At 57.6% G+C, this 19247-nt stretch carries 18 protein-coding genes; 13 read left to right on the top strand and 5 right to left on the bottom strand.

What is annotated here, in order from left to right:
- Nucleotides 1-8: 8 nt before the first annotated feature.
- Nucleotides 9-3614, bottom strand: a complete 3606-nt coding sequence (locus RAK1035_RS05495) for a hydantoinase B/oxoprolinase family protein (RefSeq protein ID WP_008282765.1) — start codon at nt 3612-3614, stop codon at nt 9-11.
- 116 nt (nt 3615-3730) lie between these two features.
- Between RAK1035_RS05495 and RAK1035_RS05490 the strand changes: the two genes are divergently transcribed.
- From RAK1035_RS05490 to secB, 7 genes are all read left to right on the top strand, one after another.
- Complete coding sequence (locus RAK1035_RS05490; RefSeq protein WP_037298664.1) at nt 3731-4705, top strand: TRAP transporter substrate-binding protein; 975 nt, start codon at nt 3731-3733, stop codon at nt 4703-4705.
- A 58-nt stretch (nt 4706-4763) separates the two neighbouring features.
- Complete coding sequence (locus tag RAK1035_RS05485) at nt 4764-5324, top strand: TRAP transporter small permease (RefSeq protein ID WP_008282762.1); 561 nt, start codon at nt 4764-4766, stop codon at nt 5322-5324.
- The gene (locus RAK1035_RS05480; RefSeq protein WP_008282761.1) at nt 5314-6618 is read left to right on the top strand and encodes a TRAP transporter large permease; all 1305 of its coding nucleotides are present in this window, start codon (nt 5314-5316) and stop codon (nt 6616-6618) included. The genes RAK1035_RS05485 and RAK1035_RS05480 overlap by 11 nt, the downstream gene beginning before the upstream one ends.
- Before the next feature lie 56 nt (nt 6619-6674).
- Nucleotides 6675-7115 (top strand): winged helix DNA-binding protein, encoded by a 441-nt coding sequence (locus RAK1035_RS05475; protein ID WP_008282760.1) that lies wholly within the window; start codon nt 6675-6677, stop codon nt 7113-7115.
- Between the two features lie 38 nt (nt 7116-7153).
- Complete coding sequence (locus RAK1035_RS05470; RefSeq protein WP_050775787.1) at nt 7154-8062, top strand: hypothetical protein; 909 nt, start codon at nt 7154-7156, stop codon at nt 8060-8062.
- 255 nt (nt 8063-8317) lie between these two features.
- Nucleotides 8318-9091, top strand: a complete 774-nt coding sequence (locus RAK1035_RS05465; RefSeq protein ID WP_008282758.1) for a hypothetical protein — start codon at nt 8318-8320, stop codon at nt 9089-9091.
- A 56-nt stretch (nt 9092-9147) separates the two neighbouring features.
- Entirely contained in the window at nt 9148-9642 is a 495-nt protein-coding gene (gene secB / locus RAK1035_RS05460) for a protein-export chaperone SecB (RefSeq protein WP_008282757.1), read from the top strand.
- Here the strand turns inward: secB and dnaQ are convergent.
- The 4 genes from dnaQ to RAK1035_RS05440 are packed head-to-tail and all read right to left on the bottom strand — an operon-like array spanning nt 9639 to nt 12388.
- Entirely contained in the window at nt 9639-10334 is a 696-nt protein-coding gene (gene dnaQ, locus RAK1035_RS05455) for a DNA polymerase III subunit epsilon (protein ID WP_008282756.1), read from the bottom strand. The genes secB and dnaQ overlap by 4 nt on opposite strands.
- Nucleotides 10327-10947 (bottom strand): dephospho-CoA kinase, encoded by a 621-nt coding sequence (coaE, locus tag RAK1035_RS05450; RefSeq protein WP_008282755.1) that lies wholly within the window; start codon nt 10945-10947, stop codon nt 10327-10329. The genes dnaQ and coaE overlap by 8 nt, the downstream gene beginning before the upstream one ends.
- Nucleotides 10944-11792 carry a shikimate dehydrogenase gene (locus tag RAK1035_RS05445; protein ID WP_008282754.1) on the bottom strand — a complete coding sequence of 283 codons (849 nt, stop codon included), beginning with the start codon at nt 11790-11792 and terminating at the stop codon, nt 10944-10946. The genes coaE and RAK1035_RS05445 overlap by 4 nt, the downstream gene beginning before the upstream one ends.
- Nucleotides 11789-12388 (bottom strand): Maf family protein, encoded by a 600-nt coding sequence (locus RAK1035_RS05440; protein WP_008282753.1) that lies wholly within the window; start codon nt 12386-12388, stop codon nt 11789-11791. Before RAK1035_RS05440 ends, RAK1035_RS05445 begins: the two co-directional genes overlap by 4 nt.
- 419 nt (nt 12389-12807) lie before the next feature.
- Here RAK1035_RS05440 and hemJ point away from each other — a divergent pair, with 419 nt between their 5' ends.
- The 6 genes from hemJ to RAK1035_RS05410 all read left to right on the top strand — a co-directional run bounded on the left by hemJ (nt 12808) and on the right by RAK1035_RS05410 (nt 19244).
- Nucleotides 12808-13257, top strand: coding sequence for a protoporphyrinogen oxidase HemJ (gene hemJ, locus RAK1035_RS05435; protein WP_008282752.1), 450 nt, complete (start codon nt 12808-12810; stop codon nt 13255-13257).
- Nucleotides 13258-13380: 123 nt separating this feature from the next.
- Nucleotides 13381-14652: a transcription termination factor Rho gene (gene rho, locus RAK1035_RS05430; protein WP_037298660.1), complete on the top strand. Its 1272-nt coding sequence runs from the start codon at nt 13381-13383 to the stop codon at nt 14650-14652.
- A gap of 26 nt (nt 14653-14678) precedes the next feature.
- The gene (gene mnmE, locus RAK1035_RS05425) at nt 14679-15965 is read left to right on the top strand and encodes a tRNA uridine-5-carboxymethylaminomethyl(34) synthesis GTPase MnmE (RefSeq protein WP_008282750.1); all 1287 of its coding nucleotides are present in this window, start codon (nt 14679-14681) and stop codon (nt 15963-15965) included.
- 12 nt (nt 15966-15977) lie between these two features.
- Entirely contained in the window at nt 15978-17840 is a 1863-nt protein-coding gene (gene mnmG / locus RAK1035_RS05420; RefSeq protein WP_037298657.1) for a tRNA uridine-5-carboxymethylaminomethyl(34) synthesis enzyme MnmG, read from the top strand.
- On the top strand, nt 17837-18442 hold the full coding sequence (rsmG, locus tag RAK1035_RS05415) for a 16S rRNA (guanine(527)-N(7))-methyltransferase RsmG (RefSeq protein ID WP_008282748.1): 606 nt from the start codon (nt 17837-17839) through the stop codon (nt 18440-18442). Before mnmG ends, rsmG begins: the two co-directional genes overlap by 4 nt.
- On the top strand, nt 18435-19244 hold the full coding sequence (locus RAK1035_RS05410) for a ParA family protein (RefSeq protein ID WP_008282747.1): 810 nt from the start codon (nt 18435-18437) through the stop codon (nt 19242-19244). Before rsmG ends, RAK1035_RS05410 begins: the two co-directional genes overlap by 8 nt.
- Nucleotides 19245-19247 lie beyond the last annotated feature (3 nt).

Below are 19247 nucleotides of genomic sequence, written 5' to 3'. Positions count from 1 at the left end.
GGCCGGGGTCAAGCCCGGCCAAACCCCCCCGCAGTCGGTGTGATGACGGTCACGGCTTCGCCTGCCTGAAGCACCGTCTGGTCACAGGCGTTCAGCACCTCGATCTTGCCCGATAGACGGCGGACTTCGGTCCGACCGGCCTCGCCCGCGCCGCCGCCCGAGCCGCCTTGCGGTGCGCGGTTACGGTGCGACGACAGGATCGCGCAATCCATCCGGGTGAGAAACCGCAATGTACGGCTTGTGCCATCCCCGGCATTGACAGCCCCTTTGCCGCCAGACCCCGGACGCAGGGCGAAACTCTCTAGCAACACGGGGAAGCGCAATTCGAGAATTTCCGGATCGGTCAGGCGCGAATTGGTCATATGCACATGCACGCCCGAAGTGCCGGGAAACTGCCGCCCGTCGTTGAACTGCCCGGCAGGAGAGCCGGAACAGATGGTTTCATAATACTGGAATTCGTCATTGCCGAAGGTCAGATTATTCATCGTGCCCTGACTATTGGCCATCGCCCCCATCGCGCCAAAGAGCGCGTTGGTCACATGCTGCGATGTTTCGACATTGCCCGCAACCACCGCCGCCGGATAGCGTGGTGAAAGCATAGAGCCTTCGGGTACGATGATCCGAATGGGGCGCAGGCAGCCTGCATTCATGGGAATTGGGGCCTCGACCATGACCCGGAACACATAAAGGACGGCGGCGCGCGTCACCGGCTCTGGCGCGTTGAAGTTGTTTTTGCGGACCTCGGAGGTGCCGGTGAAATCAACCGTCGCTTCGCGTGCGGCGCGGTCTACCGTGATCTTGACCCGGATCACCTGACCGGTGTCGGTCTCGTATTCATACGCGCCATCCGACAATTTCTCCAGCACCCGCGCCACCGCCTCGGCGGCGTTGTCCTGAACGTGGCCCATATAGGCCTGCACCACATCGAGACCAAAATTGCTCACCATCTTGCGCAGCTCGTTGATGCCGCGCGCATTGGCGGCGATCTGCGCCTTGAGGTCGGCCAGATTCATGTCGATGTTGCGGCAGGGGTAGGGGTGGTCACTGAGGATTGAGCGCAAAGCATCCTCGCGGAATTGTCCCCGGTCTACCAGTCGAAGATTGTCGATCAACACACCCTCTTCATCCACGGTGGTCGCAAGCGGTGTCATCGAACCGGGAGCGGTGCCGCCGACATCGGCATGATGACCGCGCGACGCGACCCAGAAGAGGATGCCTTGCCCAGCCTCATCAAAAACCGGCGTGACAACGGTAATGTCGGGCAAATGCGTGCCACCGTTATAGGGCGCGTTGAGCGCGAAGACATCGCCGGGGTGAATGTCGCCTTCATTGAGGCGAATAATCGTCTCGACGCTGCGATCCATAGAACCAAGGTGCACCGGCATATGCGGGGCATTGGCGACCAAGGCACCCGTGGCGTCAAAGACCGCGCAGGAAAAATCCAATCGCTCTTTGATGTTGACCGATTGCGCGGTGTTTTGCAGGGTCACGCCCATCTGTTCCGCGATCGACATGAACAGGTTGTTAAACACCTCGAGAAGAATCGGATCGGCCTCGGTCGTGCCAATCGCCATGTCACGGGCCATCCGCTCGTGGCGGGATAAGAGCACATGGTCATGTGCCGTAATCTCTGCGCGCCAGCCGGGCTCGACCACGATGGTCTGGTTCTCTTCGATGATCAGGGCAGGCCCGGTGATGGTATTGCCGGGTGTCAGGCCCGCGCGGCGGAACACGCTCGCAGGGGTCCAGTCACCATTACAAAACAGCCGTGTGCGCGTGTCGGTCTGCGCCTCAGCCACGTTGCGGGCGGCCTCGCTCTCGGGGGTGTCAGGAAGGACGGTATCTGTGGCCTCAACCTCGGCGCTGTCGATGATCACGCGCTTGTCGGGCGTGGTGAAGCCGAATTGCGCCAGATGCGCCGTCTCGAATTCCGCACGCGCCTGTGCGGGGGTATCATAGGCCACCGGCAGAGCAGTATCGGTGCCGTCATAGCGCAGATAGAGGCGGGGTCGAGTGTCTGCCCCGGTCACGCCCTGCGCCTGCATTTCCTGCATGACCTGCGCAGTCAGATCGTTCAGCACGCATGTGATGACGTTGTCGCTGCCGTCCTCCAGCGGCTCCACCACCATCTGTTGCCGCGACGCGCTAACGCGGGCAAGCCCGATGCCATAGGCTGACAGAAGGCCAGAAAGCGGGTGGATCAGAACCTTTTCCATGCCCAAGGCATCGGCCACAAGGCAGGCATGTTGCCCACCTGCGCCACCAAAGGAATTAAGCAGGTAGCGGGTCACGTCATAGCCGCGCTGTACCGAGATTTTCTTGACCGCGTTGGCCATATTTTCCACCGCGATACGCACAAATCCTTCGGCCACCTCTTCGGGTGATTTGCCGTCGCCTGCCTCTGTGGCGATCTGTGCAAAGCGGGCTGAAACCATATCACGATCGAGCGGTTGATCCTGACCGGGGCCAAAGATGGGCGGAAAGAAATCTGGGTTGAGTTTACCCAGCATGACATTGGCATCAGTCACCGTGAGCGGCCCGCCGTTGCGATAGCAGGCAGGGCCGGGATAGGCGCCGGCGCTGTCGGGGCCAACACGAAACCGCCCCGGTTCGGCATGCAAGATAGAACCGCCACCTGCCGCCACCGTATGCACCCGCATCATGGGCGCACGAATGCGCACGCCCGCCACCTCGGTATCAAAGGCGCGCTCGTATTCGCCCGCAAAATGCGCGACATCGGTCGAGGTGCCGCCCATATCAAAGCCGATCACCTTGTCAAAGCCAGCAATCGCAGCCGTCTGTGCCATGCCAACGACACCACCTGCTGGCCCTGAAAGGATTGCGTCCTTGCCCTGAAACCGCTCTGCGGCGGTCAAGCCCCCCGAGGACATCATGAATTGTAGCGTGGGGCCGGGTTCGCCCGGCGGGGTCGCACCAAGCGCGGAGGCCACCCGCGCCACATAGCGGCGCAGAATGGGCGAAAGATAAGCATCAACCACGGTCGTATCGCCGCGCCCCACCAGCTTGATCAACGGCGACACTTCGTGACTGACCGAGACCTGTGTAAATCCTGCATCGCGCACTGCTTCGGCAAGGGCCAGTTCGTGCGCGGGGTTTTTCCAGGAATGCATAAGGACAATGGCGGCGGCATCTATCCCTGCGGCGCGCGCCTCGGCCAGATCCTTGGCAATGACCGTCAGATCAAGGGGGGCTTCTACTGTTCCATCGGCGCGCAAGCGCTCAGGTACTTCGATCACGCGGGAGTAGAGCTGTTCGGGGAGCAGAATTTCCTTGGCAAAAATATCTGGTCGCGCCTGATAGGCGATGCGCAAAGCGTCGCGAAACCCGCTTGTGATCAAGAGAACCGTGGCATCCCCTTTGCGTTCCAAAAGCGCGTTGGTTGCGACGGTCGTCCCCATACGCACGGTGCCGATGCGGTCTGCATCAATGGCACCGCCCAAAAGACGCCGGATGCCTTCAATGGCGGCATCCTCATAAGCCTCGGGATTTTCGGACAAAAGCTTGAGCGGTTCAATGCTGCCCTCGGGGTTGCGTCCGATCACATCGGTAAAGGTGCCACCACGATCAATCCAGAAATCCCATACTTTGGTCATCTTGTTCATCCCCGCTATGCTTCATTTACATTTTGTTGACAAATTATAAATGATCCGTCAAGCTTTCCTTGAACCGGGGATACAACCGGTCACTTCGCTCAATCAGGGAGACGACCATGAAACACTTCACCACCCTCGCCCTCTCAGGAGCCTTTGCCCTCAGCTTCGGTACTGCACAGGCGCAAACGGCTTGGGATATGCCCACGCCTTATGGAGACTCTGTCTTTCACACACAGAATATCGTGCAGTTTGCCGAGGATGTCGCGGCGGCGACGAATGGCGAGCTCACCATCACCGTGCATTCAGCAGGTTCGCTCTATGCGCATCCTGAAATTCGCGATTCCGTGCGCCGCGGGCTGGCCCCCATTGGGGAAATCCTCATGTCGCAGCTGGCAAATGAGGATGCGGTCTTTGGTGTCGATTCAGTCCCCTTCCTTGCGGCAAGCTATGACGATGCCAAGAAACTTTGGGATGCCTCACGCGATGAGGTTACCGCACGTTTGGCAGAGCAGGGGCTGACCCTGCTCTTTGCTGTGCCATGGCCGGGTCAGAGCCTCTATCTGACAGAGGAAGTGACCGCGCTTGACCAGATGAAAGGCGTCAGTTTCCGCGCCTACAACACTGCAACCGAACGTCTGGCGCAATTGATGGGCGCTGTTCCAACGACGGTCGAGGCCGGGGATATTCCGACCGCTTTCTCGACATCGCGCGTCGCGGCGATGATTACCTCTCCCTCGACGGGTGTCTCGTCGCAGGCGTGGGATTTTGTGAGCCACTATATCGACACGCAGGCTTGGCTGCCCAAGAACATGGTGTTTGTGAATACAAGCGCCTTCGAGGCCCTGAGCGAAGCGCAGCAACAGGCGCTGTTCGAGGCCTCTGTCACGGCAGAGGCGCGCGGCTGGCAAATGTCGATGGCAGAAACCGATGAAAAGATCGCGATCCTCAAAGAGAATGGCATGCAGGTTTCTACCCCTTCTGAGGATTTGGCCAACGGCCTGCGCGAGATTGGCGAGACGATGGCCAACGAATGGAAAGCCAGCGCCGGTGACGTGGGCGTGGCGATCCTGTCCGCCTATACGGCACGCTGACCCCTTTGGCGCGGGGGCAAACCCGCGCCACATTTCTCTGACATAAGGGAGACTGCGGATGCTGCGCGGGCTGCTTGATCGTCTTTATGCAGCGGGGTTTGTTTTGGCCGCCCTCGCGCTTGTTACAATTGCCGGGCTGGTTCTGGTGCAAGTGCTGGGGCGGGTAATCGACAAAACCTTGCTCGCCATTGGCCAAGAACCGGTGGGTATCGCCATCACATCCTTATCGGAATTGGGCGGGTTCCTGTTCGTTGGTGCAGTTTTTCTGGCACTTGCGGGTACGCTTCGGTCGGGTGGCCATGTGCGAGTGACGCTGCTGATCCATTCAGTGCCGCCGTCGGCTGCGCGGATGCTCTCTGGCGTCGCTCTTTTGCTGGCGCTTGGCCTATGCAGCTTTGCGCTCTACAGCGCGGGGGTGCAGGCATGGGATTCATGGGCGTTCAACGCAGTCTCTTTCGGTATGGCGAAGTTTCCCCTCTGGGTGCCGCAAACAGTGATGGTGGTGGGGCTGTGCCTATTCTGGGTGGCCTTGCTCGACGAGTTTGTCACGCTCTTGCGCGGGTCCGTTCCATCATTTCAGCAAGCCGAGGATGGCAAAGGGGTTCAGGATGGGCATTGAAATCCTCTCTCTTCTCTTGATTGTCGTCCTTTTTGGGGTGTTGGCGCTTGGCCTGTGGGTTGGGTTTGGCCTGATCGCAGTCGGGCTGGTGGCAATGATGCTGGCCAGCACCGCACCGGCCGAGCTTGTGTTTGGCACCAAAGTTTGGGGCGCGCTGAACATCTGGGATCTTACGGCGCTGCCGATGTTCATTTGGATGGGTGAGATCCTGTTCCGCTCGCGCCTGTCGTCTGACATGTTTTCGGGCCTTGCCCCCCTGACCGGACGACTGCCGGGGCGCCTGCTCCATGCCAATATATTTGGCTGTGCGCTCTTTGCCGCTGTCTCTGGGTCGTCCGCTGCGACGACGGCAACCGTTGGGCGGATGTCTGTGCCAGAACTCACGAAGCGCGGTTATGACGACCGGATGATCATCGGCACACTGGCCGGATCGGGCACATTTGGGTTTCTCATTCCGCCTTCTATCATCCTGATCGTCTATGGCGCTGCAACAGAACAAAGCATCGCGCGGCTGTTTCTGGCGGGGATCGGGCCGGGGATTCTGCTTGCTGTGCTTTTTTCCGGTTACACGATGATCTGGGCGCTGATGAACCGAGAGCGCATGCCCGAACGGGAACCGGCAACATCATGGGGTGAAAAACTCCGGGCTCTCACGCTCTTGGGGCCGACGATCCTGTTGATCGTCGCGGTAATCGGGTCGATCTATGCTGGATTGGCATCGCCGACAGAGGCCGCTGTTGTGGGCGTGTTAGGTGCGCTGATCCTGTCGGCCATTGGTGGTTCGCTGGATTGGCAGAGCACGTGGGAGGCACTGCGCGGTGCGACGATCACCACCTGCATGATTGCCTTTATTCTGGCAGGCGCGGCCTTTTTGACTGTTGCCATGGGTTATACCGGCATTCCGCGCGCCCTGGCGGCGTGGATCGGAGAGCAGGGGTATTCGCCCAATCTGCTGCTCGCGGCACTTGTGGTGTTTTTTGTCATTCTCGGCATGTTCCTGGACGGAATATCCATCGTTGTGCTGACCACCTCAGTGATCCTGCCCATGGTGCTTGCCGCCGGCATTGATCCGATCTGGTTCGGGATCTTCCTTGTCCTTGTTGTAGAGATGAGCCAGATCACACCCCCTGTGGGGTTCAATCTGTTTGTTCTGCAATCCATCACCGGGCGCAGTATTTTCGAGATTGCGCGCTATGCCTTTCCGTTTTTCCTGCTCTTGGTGCTGGCCACCGCCATTCTGACGCTATTTCCGGAGATTGCCCTATGGATACCCCAAACAATGCTGGCGCGTTAGGGCCTGTCGTCTCGTCGGCGCATCTGGCGAATTCAGGATTGCCAGAGCTGTCGGAGATGGAATTTGCCCTGACAATGGCGAACCACGCGTTTCAACGCTGGATGGTGCGCTGCATGACGGCGGCAGGGATGCCGGGACTGACCCCGCTAGAGGTTTTGATCGTGCATCTGGTGCATCACCGGGAGCGCGCCAAAAGCCTTGCCGATATCTGCCTCGTGCTGAACATCGAGGATACGCATCTGGTCAATTACGCTGTGAAAAAGCTGGAAAAGCAGGGGCTTGTGCGCTCTGGCCGCAGCGGCAAGGAAAAGACGATCACCATCACCGAGGCAGGGCAAGACTATTGCGCGCAATATGGACGGGTGCGCGAGGCGCTACTTGTTCGTTCCGTGCAACAGATGGGGGTTGACCCGGCAGAGGTGTCGCGGCTTGCAGCGCTGCTTAGGGCGCTGTCGGGTGGGTATGACCAAGCGGCACGTGGGGCGGCAGCGATTTGATTGCGCTTCTGCATGGTTTGGCGCGTCACGGGCGCTTGATGCTTGTTCTAGGGTTGGTCGTGGGCATCTTGGCACCCAGGTTAGCCAAGGAATTGGCGCCCTTCATCTTTCCGATGATTGTTTTCCTTTTGTTTCTCAGCACCCTTCGGGTTGACGTTCTGCGCGCCTTTCCTGCTTGGGCCGATGTTCCCGGCTATCTGGGAATTACGCTGATGATGCAGGTCGCTTTGCCGATGGGTGCCATCGGGCTATTGGCGGTGATGGGCGCGCTGACTTCTATCCTTGGGATCGGGATGGTGTTGGTGCTGGCCGCCGCCCCGCTGACGGGCAGCCCTGGCCTTACCCTGATGGTGGGGGGCGATCCGGCACCGGCCTTGCGACAGTTGATCATTGGCACGATGCTTTTGCCGCTCACCGTCTTGCCGGTGTTTTGGGTGATGCCGGTGTTCGGTAGCCCTGCAGTGGTGGCCATTGCAGCGGCAAAGCTGCTTGGTGTGATTGCTGTTGCGGGCGGGCTTGGCCTGATTTTGCGCCGGTGCTTTAGTTTTTTCCAATCATTCCAAGGGGAAAGAGCGGTTGAAGGCCTGATAACCGTGGTAATGGCCGTGGTTGTCGTTGGGTTGATGTCCGCAGTAGGCCCAGCATTGCTGACAGCAAGCCCTGAGCTTTGGCGCACATTGGCAGTTGTTTTTGGTCTGAATTTCGGGGCGCAGATCACCATTTTCTTGGGGGTGACCCGGTTTGGCCGCGCAGAGGCCGCACCAGCACTTGCCGTTATTGGAGGGAACCGCAATTTAGCGCTCTTTCTGGGCGCGCTGCCTGCGAATACGGCCTCTGACTTGTTGCTTTTCATCGGCTGCTATCAGGTGCCGATGTACGTTACCCCATTGGTTATGGCTCCATTGATGCGGCTTTTGAAAAGGCGCATGTCGGATATGCCCTCTTAGATGTCTGATTTAATACAACTCTAGCGTGATTAGACCTTTGGGCTCTTTCAATTGCGCCTTTAACTTGGGCCTATGGTCTGGTATCTTTCAACGGTCGACCAAAGTGCCGGTTTGTTGGTAAATCTACCATTCCCTTGATGAAAACAGATTTCGGGCCGTAAGACGGTCCTGAAAAAAGGACGCTGCATGCCGGTATCGTTTCATCATATGGTTGTGTTCTTCTTTATCTGAGTGAACCCACCGACTGAGAGTACATTGATAAAAACGGATATCAAACCGCGTTTCGACGCGACGCCAGACTTCGGAGCTGCGAAGGGCAATGATCCTTTGCGGACCAATACGCGTGCCAAACCGGGGTTTGCGATCACAACGATCTTGCTGAGTCTCGGGGTTGCGACTGTGGTGTTTGCAACGACGGTTTTTATCCTCCCGTCGCTTTGGTGGGCCGTTCTAGCGGCGTATGCAACGCAGGTCAGTTTTATTCTGGTGATGTTTGGCGCGTATTACATGCGCAACGCCGCGCAAGAACCGCAGAGCCCCTATGATGCAGAGCGGTGGGACGGGATCAACGACAGGCTCATTGATACAGAACCGCCCGTTTGGCTGTCATATCAGCCGAAAATGGAGGGTTTGAACCGTGTGCGGCGGGTCGCGGTAAGCGCGGCAAGCGATCGAAATAGCCGCAAATGTTGTGAATGGCTGGCAGAGTATGATTGCGAGGTGCATTTGTGTTCCGACCATGACACATTGATTGGAGACTTGATTGCAAGGCCGGAGCGGTGGTCCTTGCTTGTGCTCGATGTCGACCACATTGGCGGGTCAGACGCTGTTCCAAGAGAGTTGGAGTATATCCGCAGCGGTCTTGCACAGGTGCCGGTGATCCTGATGAGCAGCCGGGCCGCGAAGGCAAGGTTGGATGTGTTGGTGCCTCGCAAGCAAAATATGGTGTTGGCTAAGCCTTTCTTTCGCAAGTGTTTGTTTTCGGCTGTTGAAAGGCTGAACCCATCCACGGCACAGGATGGGCATTGAGGCAAGGCCCGCGTCCTGCTAAGGGAATGAGAAGATTATCCCTTCAGGAGGTTTTCATGGCCGAACATGAAAATGGCACCGCACAAGCCGGGCCACAAATGAAAATGAACATCCTATCGCAATTCATCCGCGATATGTCCTTTGAGAATGTGCTTGCACAGCGGGGCACTGGGGGTGAGGTGCAGCCGGATGTGCAGGTGTCGGTCAATCTCGATGCCAAGAAGCGCAGCGTGGAGCATCAATATGAAGTGGTGGTCAAACTGACCATCAACTCGCGCAACAAGGCCGCAAATGAAGTTTTGTTCGTTCTGGAGCTGGAATATGTGGGCGTTTTCCACATCGAAGGCGTGCCGGAAGAGCAGCTGCATCCGTTCCTGTTGATCGAATGTCCGCGGATGGTTTTCCCGTTCATCCGGCGTATCGTCAGCGACATTACGCATGATGGTGGCTTCCCGCCGTTGAACCTTGAAAACATTGATTTCGTTCAGCTTTATCGCAACGAAATTGCGCGCCGTCAGGCGCAAGTGTCTGCGCCCAAGGCTGACGCCTAAGAAAATTTCCGCCAGAGTGCGGCGTCGCCCATCTTGGCCACAAAGGCCTGATGGGCGTCATTCTCTGTGGCTGTCAGACGAGAGGCGAGCGGCGTCGGTCTGGGCTGTGGCCGCCAGTGAGCTGTGTCGGTCGAGCCACCAGATTTTGCGGTTGGCCCCGTGGCCAACACGAAATCGGGTTGGCGACCACCGATCAATTCCAGATAAACCTCTGCCAAAATCTCGGAGTCAAGCAGGGCACCATGCAGGGTGCGGGCGGAATTATCTATTTGAAATCTGCGACATAGCGCATCAAGAGAGGCCGGAGAGCCGGGAAATTTCTTGCGTGCGATAGCGAGGGTATCAACCGCCTGATCCCATGGCAGTTGTGGCAGTTTGAGCCAGCCGAGTTCGGCGTTGAGGAATTTCATATCAAACGCCGCGTTGTGGATGACAAGCCGCGCATCCTGCACGAAATCAAGAAATTCCTGAGCAATTTCAGCGAATAAGGGCTTGTCGCGCAGGAAATCATCGCCAAGGCCATGAACCGCAAAGGCGGCCTCGGGCATGGCGCGCTGCGGGTTGATGTATTTGTGAAAGGTTCGGCCTGTGGGCATGTGGTTGTAGAGCTCTACAGCGCCAATCTCGACGATGCGGTCGCCGGATTCTGGTTCAAAACCAGTGGTTTCCGTGTCGAGAACGATTTCACGCATGGCCTGCCCTTTGTCTTATGTCGCGAAGGATAGATTGGACCTGTTGGCGGGCGGATTCAAGGGTTTCGGTCTCGATCACATAATCGGCGCGGGCGCGTTTTTCGGCATCAGGTATCTGTTTTTCAAGAATATTCTCAAACTGCTCTGGGGTCATGGTGCCACGCTCCAGGACGCGGGCGCGCTGCACTTCGGGGGGGGCGCTGACCACGACGGTGTAATCCATGCCACGATCTGCGCCGGTTTCAAAAAGCAGGGGAATATCGAGGACGAGGACGGGCGCGGGATCTGTAAGATCTGTAAGGTTCTTACGGTGATTATGTACAAAATCCGCACGGTCGCGCGCGACCAGCGGATGCACGATGGATTCGATCTGAGCGAGGGCTGAGGGATCGCGGGACATGATCGCCTTGAGCCGCGCGCGGGAGATGGCCCCGTCCTCGATCGCCTCGGGGAAAGTGGCCGCCATGGGTGCCACGGCGGCACCACCGGGGGCATAGAGACGATGCACAGCGGCGTCGGCATCCCAGACAGGACACCCCTCTTCGTTAAAGAGGCGGGCGGTGGTTGATTTGCCCATTCCGATGGAACCGGTCAGGCCAATCAGAATGGTCATCGCAAGACTGCGGCGCGGGTGGCGCTATCCACATTGGGGCGGACGCCAAACCAACGCTCGAATGCGGGAACCGCCTGATGCAGAAGCATGCCCAAACCATCAACGGTGACGCAGCCCATTTTTTCGGCCTCGATCAGGAACTGGGTCTTGAGGGGTGCGTAGACGAGATCTGTGACCAACGCGCCGCGCCGCAAGCCATCAAGCGGCACGCGCAGGGGCGGCTTGCCCAACATACCAAGGGACGTGGTGTTGACGACGGTCGTCGCCTCTTCCAGCATATTGCCGGCCTGCACCCAATCGACCACGATCAGACGCTTGCCAAATTCGGATTGCAACGCTTCGGCGCGGATGCGGGTGCGGTTGGAAATGAAGATTTCCGGCACGCCAACATCGAGAAGTGACGCCACCACCGCACGTGCAGCACCGCCGGCACCGAGGACAGCAGCGGGGCCCAACTCTGGCTGCCACGTGGGGGCGTTTTGGCGGAGGTTTTGAATGAACCCATAGCCATCGGTGTTATCGGCATGCAGTTTGCCATCCTTGCGGAAAATGAGCGTATTGGCTGCGCCAATCAGAGTGGCGCGATCTGTTACAAGATCGGCCAAGGCCAATGCGCGTTCCTTGTGCGGGACGGTGATATTGACGCCAACGAAGCCCATTTTTGGCAAGGTTTGTAAAACTTCAGCCAGATTATCAGCGCTGACATCCATAGGAATATAATGGCCTGCAATACCGTTGGTCTTGAGCCAGTGCCCATGCAATTGCGGCGATTTCGAATGCGCGATAGGCGATCCAATGACGCCCGCCAGTGGGATTCTGGCGAGGGGCTGTTTGTCATCGCTCATTGTTGCAGGTCTCCTCGGAGGGTGAGAAAGGACAAAAGATCGAGCAGCGGCAAGCCGAGCACCGTAAAATAATCACCATCCACGCGAGAGAACAAGCGCACGCCTTCCGCTTCGAGCTTGTAAGCCCCGACGCTCACGGAAATGTCAGGCCAGTTTCGGGCAAGATACCCCTCGAGCCAGTCGTCAGAAAAGGGGCGGACCGTCATGCGCGCCATACCGATATGACGCCAGAGCGGGCGACCCCCCTGACAGATCACCGCCGCTGAGAGAAGATCATGGCGTTTGCCACGCATGGCAAAGAGCTGAGCGCGGGCCTGATCCATGGTTTCCGGCTTGGATAAAAGCTCTCCTTCAAGATCGAGCACTTGATCGCAGCCAATGACAAGCGCTGCGGGATGGCGGGCGCTGATCTTGGTGGCCTTGAGCTCTGCCAAGGCATCGGCGATGTCGCGCGGCTTGGTGCCCTCGGCCAGAAGGGCGGCGCGCACGCTTTCTTCGTCGACGCGGGGTGTGACCGCCTCAAAGGTAAGACCGGCGTTTCGCAAGAGGCTCTGGCGGATAGAAGAGCCGGAGGCGAGAATGATGGGGGCGTTCATGTGGATAACCTGCGGAACAACATGCAGGACTGTTTAGGAATAATCCCGGGAGAAATCCATCCCATGCAGCAGAGCGGGGACAACTCTGAATTTCAGGATTGATCTGAGGTGAGTCATCCTCTGTGGGAAAGAACAACTTTGGTGTGAGGACAATGTTTGATTGGCCGAGTTATCCCAAGGACACAGCGATACCACAACTTGGGGGAGTTTAATGTAACCTATTGTGGTTATGATATATTTTGACGGTCACATCGTGAAAACAACAGAGACTTGAAAAACCGTCAACAGTGTTGTCCCCATGTGGATGATCCTGTGGGTAGCGATTTAATCCACAGTTTCGGCGTGCCCTACTTCACACAACATCCTTTCTTATCTCTTTCTTAATATTTAAGAAGAACAGGGTTAGATCGGAGAAATGCATGAGTGACGTCTTGAGTGTGGCTTATCCTTGGATCAAGGCGCTGCATATTATGTCTGTGATCGCTTGGATGGCGGGGTTGTTCTATCTGCCACGGCTGTTTGTCTATCATACGGAACAGTCCGAGCCGGGGGATAGCCGGGACAGTGTTTTTCAAGTCATGGAATACAAGCTTTTGCGGTATATCATGCAGCCGTCGATGATCGCGACCTGGGGTTTTGGCCTGTTGCTGGTGATGACACCGGGTATTGTCGATTGGGGATCTGCTTGGCCCTATGCGAAATTGGCGGGCGTCGTCGTCATGACGTGGTTTCACATGTGGCTGAGCGCGCGGCGCAAGGAATTTGCCCGAGGGGCCAATACGCGCACCGGCAGACAGCATCGGATTATGAATGAGGTGCCGACACTGGCGATGGTGGTGATCGTGCTTGCTGTCGTGGTCAAGTTCTGAGCCGGATTGACGCGGCGGGCCCTCTTGCTTATGTAAGCGCTGGGCCGCTGTTCTGGTGGCTGTCAAATTCCCGTATCTGACCATAGGCCGCATCCGAAATCGGGTGTCACCAGAGGATGTCCCATGTCCGAAGACCGTTTGAACCTGTCCGACCTCAAAGCGCTGAGCGCCAAGGAGTTGTTGACGATCGCCGAAGAGCTGGAAATCGAGAATGCCTCGACCATGCGCAAGGGCGAGATGATGTTCTCGATCCTCAAGGAGCGGGCCGAGGAGGACTGGACGGTTTACGGCGATGGTGTGCTGGAGGTTCTGCAGGACGGGTTTGGATTCCTGCGGTCACCGGAGGCCAATTATCTGCCGGGCCCGGACGATATTTATGTCTCGCCTGACATGATCCGGCAGTATTCGTTGCGCACTGGCGATACGATCGAAGGGCAGATGAAGCAGCCTGATGAGACGGAGCGGTATTTTGCGCTAACCTCGGTTACACAGATCAACTTTGAGGACCCTGAGCGGGCGCGGCACAAGATTGCGTTTGATAACCTGACGCCGCTCTATCCTGATGAGCGGTTTAAGATGGAAATCGAAGATCCGACCATCAAGGATCGGTCGGCGCGGATCATCGACCTTGTTGCGCCCATCGGGAAGGGGCAGCGGTCTTTGATTGTGGCGCCGCCGCGCACGGGTAAAACGGTGCTGTTGCAGAATATCGCGCATAGTATCGAGAAAAATCATCCGGAATGCTATCTGATCGTCCTCTTAATCGATGAGCGGCCGGAAGAGGTGACGGATATGCAGCGCTCGGTCAAGGGCGAGGTTGTGAGTTCGACCTTTGACGAGCCTGCGACGCGGCATGTGGCGGTGTCGGAGATGGTGATCGAGAAGGCGAAACGGCTGGTGGAGCATAAGCGGGATGTTGTGATCCTGCTTGATTCGATCACGCGGTTGGGGCGGGCCTATAACACGGTGGTGCCGTCCTCGGGGAAGGTGCTGACCGGGGGTGTGGATGCCAATGCGTTGCAGCGGCCCAAGCGGTTCTTTGGGGCGGCGCGGAATATCGAAGAGGGTGGATCGCTGACGATTATCGCGACGGCCTTGATTGATACGGGCAGCCGGATGGACGAGGTGATCTTTGAAGAATTCAAGGGCACCGGCAACTCTGAGATCGTGTTGGATCGCAAGGTTGCGGATAAGCGGGTGTTCCCGGCGATTGATATTCTCAAGTCTGGGACGCGGAAAGAGGATCTGCTGATCGACAAGGGCGATTTGCAGAAGACATTTGTTCTGCGGCGGATCCTGAATCCGATGGGCACGACCGATGCGGTCGAGTTTCTGTTGTCGAAGCTCAAGCAGACCAAGACGAATTCCGAGTTCTTTGACTCGATGAACACCTGAGGCGGAGCGAAAGCGGAGGTGTCCGGATGGACACGGTTTATGCCTTGGCGACAGCACAGGGGAAGGCGGGTGTTGCGGTTGTCCGGGTTAGCGGGCCGCGCGCGTTTGACGCCTGTCTGCACATCTGTGGTGACGTGCCGGAGCCGCGCAACTCTGTCTTGAGGGTGTTGCGGGATGGGCAGGGCGCGCAGTTGGATCAAGCGCTGGTGCTGACGTTTGCTGAAAAGCAGAGTTTTACCGGCGAAGAGACAGTGGAATTTCATCTTCATGGCAGCGTGGCCGTTGTAGCGGCAGTGCTGGACGTGCTTGGGGGAATTGACGGTCTTCGGTTGGCGGAACCGGGCGAGTTTACCCGCCGGGCCTTGGAAAATGGCCGACTTGATCTGGCGCGGGTTGAGGGGCTGGCTGATCTTATCGATGCGGAGACTGAAGCACAGCGCAAGCAGGCGCTGCGGGTGTTTTCTGGAGCATTGGGCGGGAAATGCGAGGCGTGGCGGGGTCTTTTGCTGCGGGCGGTGGCGCTTTTGGAGGCCACGATTGATTTTGCCGATGAGGAAGTGCCGGTAGACGTTTCGTTTGAGGTGACGGCGCTGGTGAGAGAGGTAGCCGAGGCTCTCGAGCGGGAGATCGCTGGCAGCTGGGTTGGGGAGCGGATTCGTAGTGGATTCGAAGTTGCGATCATCGGGGCACCGAACGTGGGAAAATCCACTCTTCTCAACAGTTTGGCAGGTCGGGAGGCGGCGATTACCTCGGAATATGCCGGGACGACGCGGGATGTGATTGAGGTTCGCATGGATCTGGCCGGGTTGCCGGTGACATTGCTCGATACGGCGGGACTGCGTGAGACGGTAGATGCCGTGGAGTCCATTGGGATCGCGCGGGCGCGGGCGCGGGCGGATGCCGCTGACTTGCGGGTGTTTCTTGTTGAGGCCGGGGAGAAGCCGGAGATGGACCCCCGTGAGGATGATATCATCCTTTGGGCTAAGGCAGATTTGTTGGGACGTGTTGAGAACGCCATTTCTGGCAAAACGGGTGCTGGTGTGTCGGAGTTGGTAGCGCGGATTGGGCAGGTGTTAAGTAAACGTGTCGCTGGTGCGGGGATTGCAACGCGGGCTCGGCATCGGCAAGCTATGGAGCGCGGATTGGGTGCGCTACAAGCTGCTTTGGAGCTTCTTCCGTATGGGGAGGCATCGGCGGAGGTTGCGGCGGAGGAGCTACGTGTGGCTATCCGAGCGCTTGATTCTCTGGTAGGACGTATTGATGTTGAGATGGTGCTCGATGAAATTTTCGCCAGCTTCTGCTTGGGTAAATGAGAGGTGTTTCACGTGAAACATTTTGACGTCATTGTTATTGGTGGTGGGCATGCTGGCGCGGAGGCCGCGCATGCGGCCGCGCGCATGGGTGTGAGAACCGCACTGGTGACGTTGAACCGGGCTGGTATCGGGGTGATGTCTTGCAATCCAGCGATTGGGGGGCTTGGCAAGGGCCACCTCGTGCGTGAGATTGATGCGCTGGATGGGGTCATGGGCCGAGTTGCGGACCGTGCGGGCATTCAGTTTCGGTTGTTGAACCGGCGCAAAGGGCCCGCAGTGCAGGGGCCGCGGGCACAGGCCGATCGCAAGATTTATCGCGAAGAGATGCTGCGAGAACTTGAGTCCTGCCCAACCTTGGAAATTGTTGAGGGTGAGGCGGCCGATTTTGTGATGCAAGGCGAGCGCGTCGCTGGTGTGCGTTTGGCGGATGGAGGCGAAATTTCAGCATCCGCAGTGGTGCTAACAACCGGGACCTTTTTGCGTGGTGTGATTCACATTGGGGATGAGTCCTATCCGGGGGGCCGTATGGGAGACCGCCCCGCAGTGATGTTGGCAGAGCGTATGGATGGGTTTGGGCTGCCGATGGGCCGGCTAAAGACTGGCACGCCGCCCCGGTTAGATGGGAAGACGATTGACTGGTCGCGACTGGAGGAGCAGCCAGGGGATAATGACCCGGTGCTGTTTTCGTTTCTGTCCAAGCGCCCAACGGCCCGTCAGGTGTGCTGTGGGATCACGCATACGAACGCACAGACCCATGATATAATTAGGGAAAACCTGGATCGCTCGGCGATGTATGGCGGCCATATAGATGGGATTGGGCCCCGCTATTGCCCGTCGATCGAGGATAAGATCGTACGGTTTTCTGACAAAACCTCGCATCAGGTGTTCTTGGAGCCAGAAAGCTTGTCGGATCACGTGATCTATCCCAACGGGATTTCGACATCGCTACCGGCGGTCGTTCAAGAGGCCTATGTGCGGTCCATTGTTGGGCTGGAGCATGTCGAGATACTTCAGCCTGGTTATGCGATTGAATATGACTATGTCGACCCTCGCGCGCTTGACAGTCGTCTTGCTGTCAAGGCTGTTCCAGGCCTGTTTTTGGCCGGACAAATCAATGGCACAACTGGATATGAGGAGGCCGCTGCGCAAGGCCTGGTTGCAGGGCTGAATGCGGCGTTGGAGGCGAAAGGACGTGAGCCGGTTCAGTTTAGCCGCACTGACAGTTATATCGGCGTGATGATCGATGATCTGACCACACGGGGTGTGAGTGAGCCCTATCGCATGTTCACCTCGCGCGCGGAGTTCCGTCTTTCGTTGCGTGCGGATAATGCGGATCAGCGCCTAACGCCTTTGGGTCTGGACCTTGGCTGTGTTGGAGATGACCGCCGGGCGGTCTTTGGCGACAAGATGGAGCGTTTGGTGCAAGGAAGACAGCGCTTGGAGGCGACAACTTTTACGCCGCGCAAATTGTCTGAGAGCGGTTTCAAAGTGAACCAGGATGGTGCACGGCGCAGCGCATTTCAGATCCTATCCTTTCCCGATGTTGAGTTCTCGGATCTTCTGCGGCTGGATCAGGGCTATTCGGAGATTGATCCGGAGTGTCAGCAGCAGCTTGCGCGTGACGCTCTTTACGCCAGCTATATTGAACGGCAGGCGCGTGATGTGGCGATGATGAAGCGTGATGAAGCGCATGTTATTCCAGAGAATTTTGCTTATGATCGCATTGAGGGCCTATCGAATGAGCTCAAGGGTAAGCTGGCGCAGGTGCAGCCAGAGAATCTTGCTCAGGCGGCACGGATCGAGGGGATGACACCCGCGGCGCTAAGCCTGATTCTTGCAAAACTGCGCCAAGCGGCGCGGGAGAAGATCGCGTGACCGGCTTGCCGGATGTTTCACGTGAAACACAGGCTCGGCTTGAAATTTATGCAGATTTGTTGGTCAAGTGGAACCCGCGCATCAACCTGGTCTCAAGAAAAAGCCTTGATGAGATGTGGACACGGCATTTCGCCGATTCTGCGCAAATACATGCACTTGCTCCGCCGTCGGTGGATCATTGGGTTGATCTGGGATCAGGGGGCGGCTTTCCAGGCTTGGTGGTTGCGATTTTGGCTCAGGATGGCGGTTCGCCCCGACGGGTGACGTTGATTGAATCGGATGCCCGTAAGGCGGCGTTTCTGCGGGTTGTGATTCGAGAGACAGGGCTTAACGCGATGGTTCTCAATGACCGGATTGAAAAGGTCAGACCCCAAGAAGCGGATGTGCTCTCCGCGCGCGCGCTGACGGATTTAAGTGGGCTTTTGGAATTTTCCGAGCGCCATTTAGCACAGGATGGTATTGCACTTTTCCTCAAGGGCGCCCGCTGGGAGAATGAAATGGCGGCAGCCGAAAGGACGTGGTCATTCACCCACCGGCTTGTTAAAAGTGCAACAGAAGATGGATCTGTCATTTTTGCCATCACAGGAGTGTCCCGTGCCTGATCCGACGCGCCCCGAAGGACCAAAAATCATTGCGATTGCCAACCAAAAAGGTGGGGTGGGCAAGACCACGACAACCATTAATCTGGCGGCCGCGCTGGCAGAAACCGGCGTGCGGGTGCTGATCGTTGATCTTGATCCGCAGGGCAACGCCTCGACTGGTCTTGGGCTGGATGTGGCGGCGCGGAAATTTACAGTCTATGACCTTTTGTTGGATGAGGCGCCGCTGGGGGATGTTATTCAGCCGACTGCGCAAGATGGGCTTTCGATCATTCCATCGACGGTCGATCTTTCCTCTGCTGATATCGAGCTGATTGCAAACGAGAAACGCAGTTTTCTGCTGCATGACGCCCTGCGACAGCCTGCGATGGATGCGTATGGGTTTGAGTATGTGTTGATTGATTGCCCGCCGTCGCTCAATCTTTTGACGGTGAATGCAATGGTCGCGGCGCATTCGGTTCTTGTGCCCCTGCAGAGCGAGTTTTTTGCGCTTGAGGGCCTGTCGCAGCTTATGTTGACCATTAGAGAGATTCGTCAGACCGCGAATCCGGCGCTGCGGATCGAGGGAGTTGTGCTGACAATGTTTGATTCGCGCAACAACCTCTCTACCCAGGTTGAGCAGGACGCACGTGACAATCTTGGGGAGCTGGTCTTTCGTACGCGGATTCCCCGAAATGTTCGCGTAAGCGAGGCGCCGTCTTATGCCATGTCCGTGCTAAGCTATGATCCGCTGTCCAAGGGAGCGCAAGCGTATCGCGAGTTGGCGCAGGAACTGATTGAAAACACGGCGCGAATCGCCGCCTGATCA

The sequence above is a fragment of the Roseovarius sp. AK1035 genome (assembly GCF_003288315.1).
Taxonomy (GTDB): domain Bacteria; phylum Pseudomonadota; class Alphaproteobacteria; order Rhodobacterales; family Rhodobacteraceae; genus Roseovarius; species Roseovarius mucosus_A.
This window is presented reverse-complemented; position numbering and strand designations above follow the sequence as displayed.

Excerpts from the sequence above, each read along its gene's own strand:
- RAK1035_RS05490 (WP_037298664.1), top strand. The coding sequence starts at position 3,731 with ATGAAACACTTCACCACCCTCGCCCTCTCAGGAGCCTTTGCCCTCAGC.
- mnmE (WP_008282750.1), top strand. The coding sequence starts at position 14,679 with ATGGACACGGTTTATGCCTTGGCGACAGCACAGGGGAAGGCGGGTGTT.
- rho (WP_037298660.1), top strand. The coding sequence starts at position 13,381 with ATGTCCGAAGACCGTTTGAACCTGTCCGACCTCAAAGCGCTGAGCGCC.
- RAK1035_RS05495 (WP_008282765.1), bottom strand. The coding sequence starts at position 3,614 with ATGACCAAAGTATGGGATTTCTGGATTGATCGTGGTGGCACCTTTACC.
- RAK1035_RS05485 (WP_008282762.1), top strand. The coding sequence starts at position 4,764 with ATGCTGCGCGGGCTGCTTGATCGTCTTTATGCAGCGGGGTTTGTTTTG.
- RAK1035_RS05440 (WP_008282753.1), bottom strand. The coding sequence starts at position 12,388 with ATGAACGCCCCCATCATTCTCGCCTCCGGCTCTTCTATCCGCCAGAGC.
- hemJ (WP_008282752.1), top strand. The coding sequence starts at position 12,808 with ATGAGTGACGTCTTGAGTGTGGCTTATCCTTGGATCAAGGCGCTGCAT.
- dnaQ (WP_008282756.1), bottom strand. The coding sequence starts at position 10,334 with ATGCGTGAAATCGTTCTCGACACGGAAACCACTGGTTTTGAACCAGAA.
- coaE (WP_008282755.1), bottom strand. The coding sequence starts at position 10,947 with ATGACCATTCTGATTGGCCTGACCGGTTCCATCGGAATGGGCAAATCA.
- RAK1035_RS05445 (WP_008282754.1), bottom strand. The coding sequence starts at position 11,792 with ATGAGCGATGACAAACAGCCCCTCGCCAGAATCCCACTGGCGGGCGTC.
- RAK1035_RS05475 (WP_008282760.1), top strand. The coding sequence starts at position 6,675 with ATGGAATTTGCCCTGACAATGGCGAACCACGCGTTTCAACGCTGGATG.
- RAK1035_RS05480 (WP_008282761.1), top strand. The coding sequence starts at position 5,314 with ATGGGCATTGAAATCCTCTCTCTTCTCTTGATTGTCGTCCTTTTTGGG.
- secB (WP_008282757.1), top strand. The coding sequence starts at position 9,148 with ATGGCCGAACATGAAAATGGCACCGCACAAGCCGGGCCACAAATGAAA.
- RAK1035_RS05470 (WP_050775787.1), top strand. The coding sequence starts at position 7,154 with ATGCTTGTTCTAGGGTTGGTCGTGGGCATCTTGGCACCCAGGTTAGCC.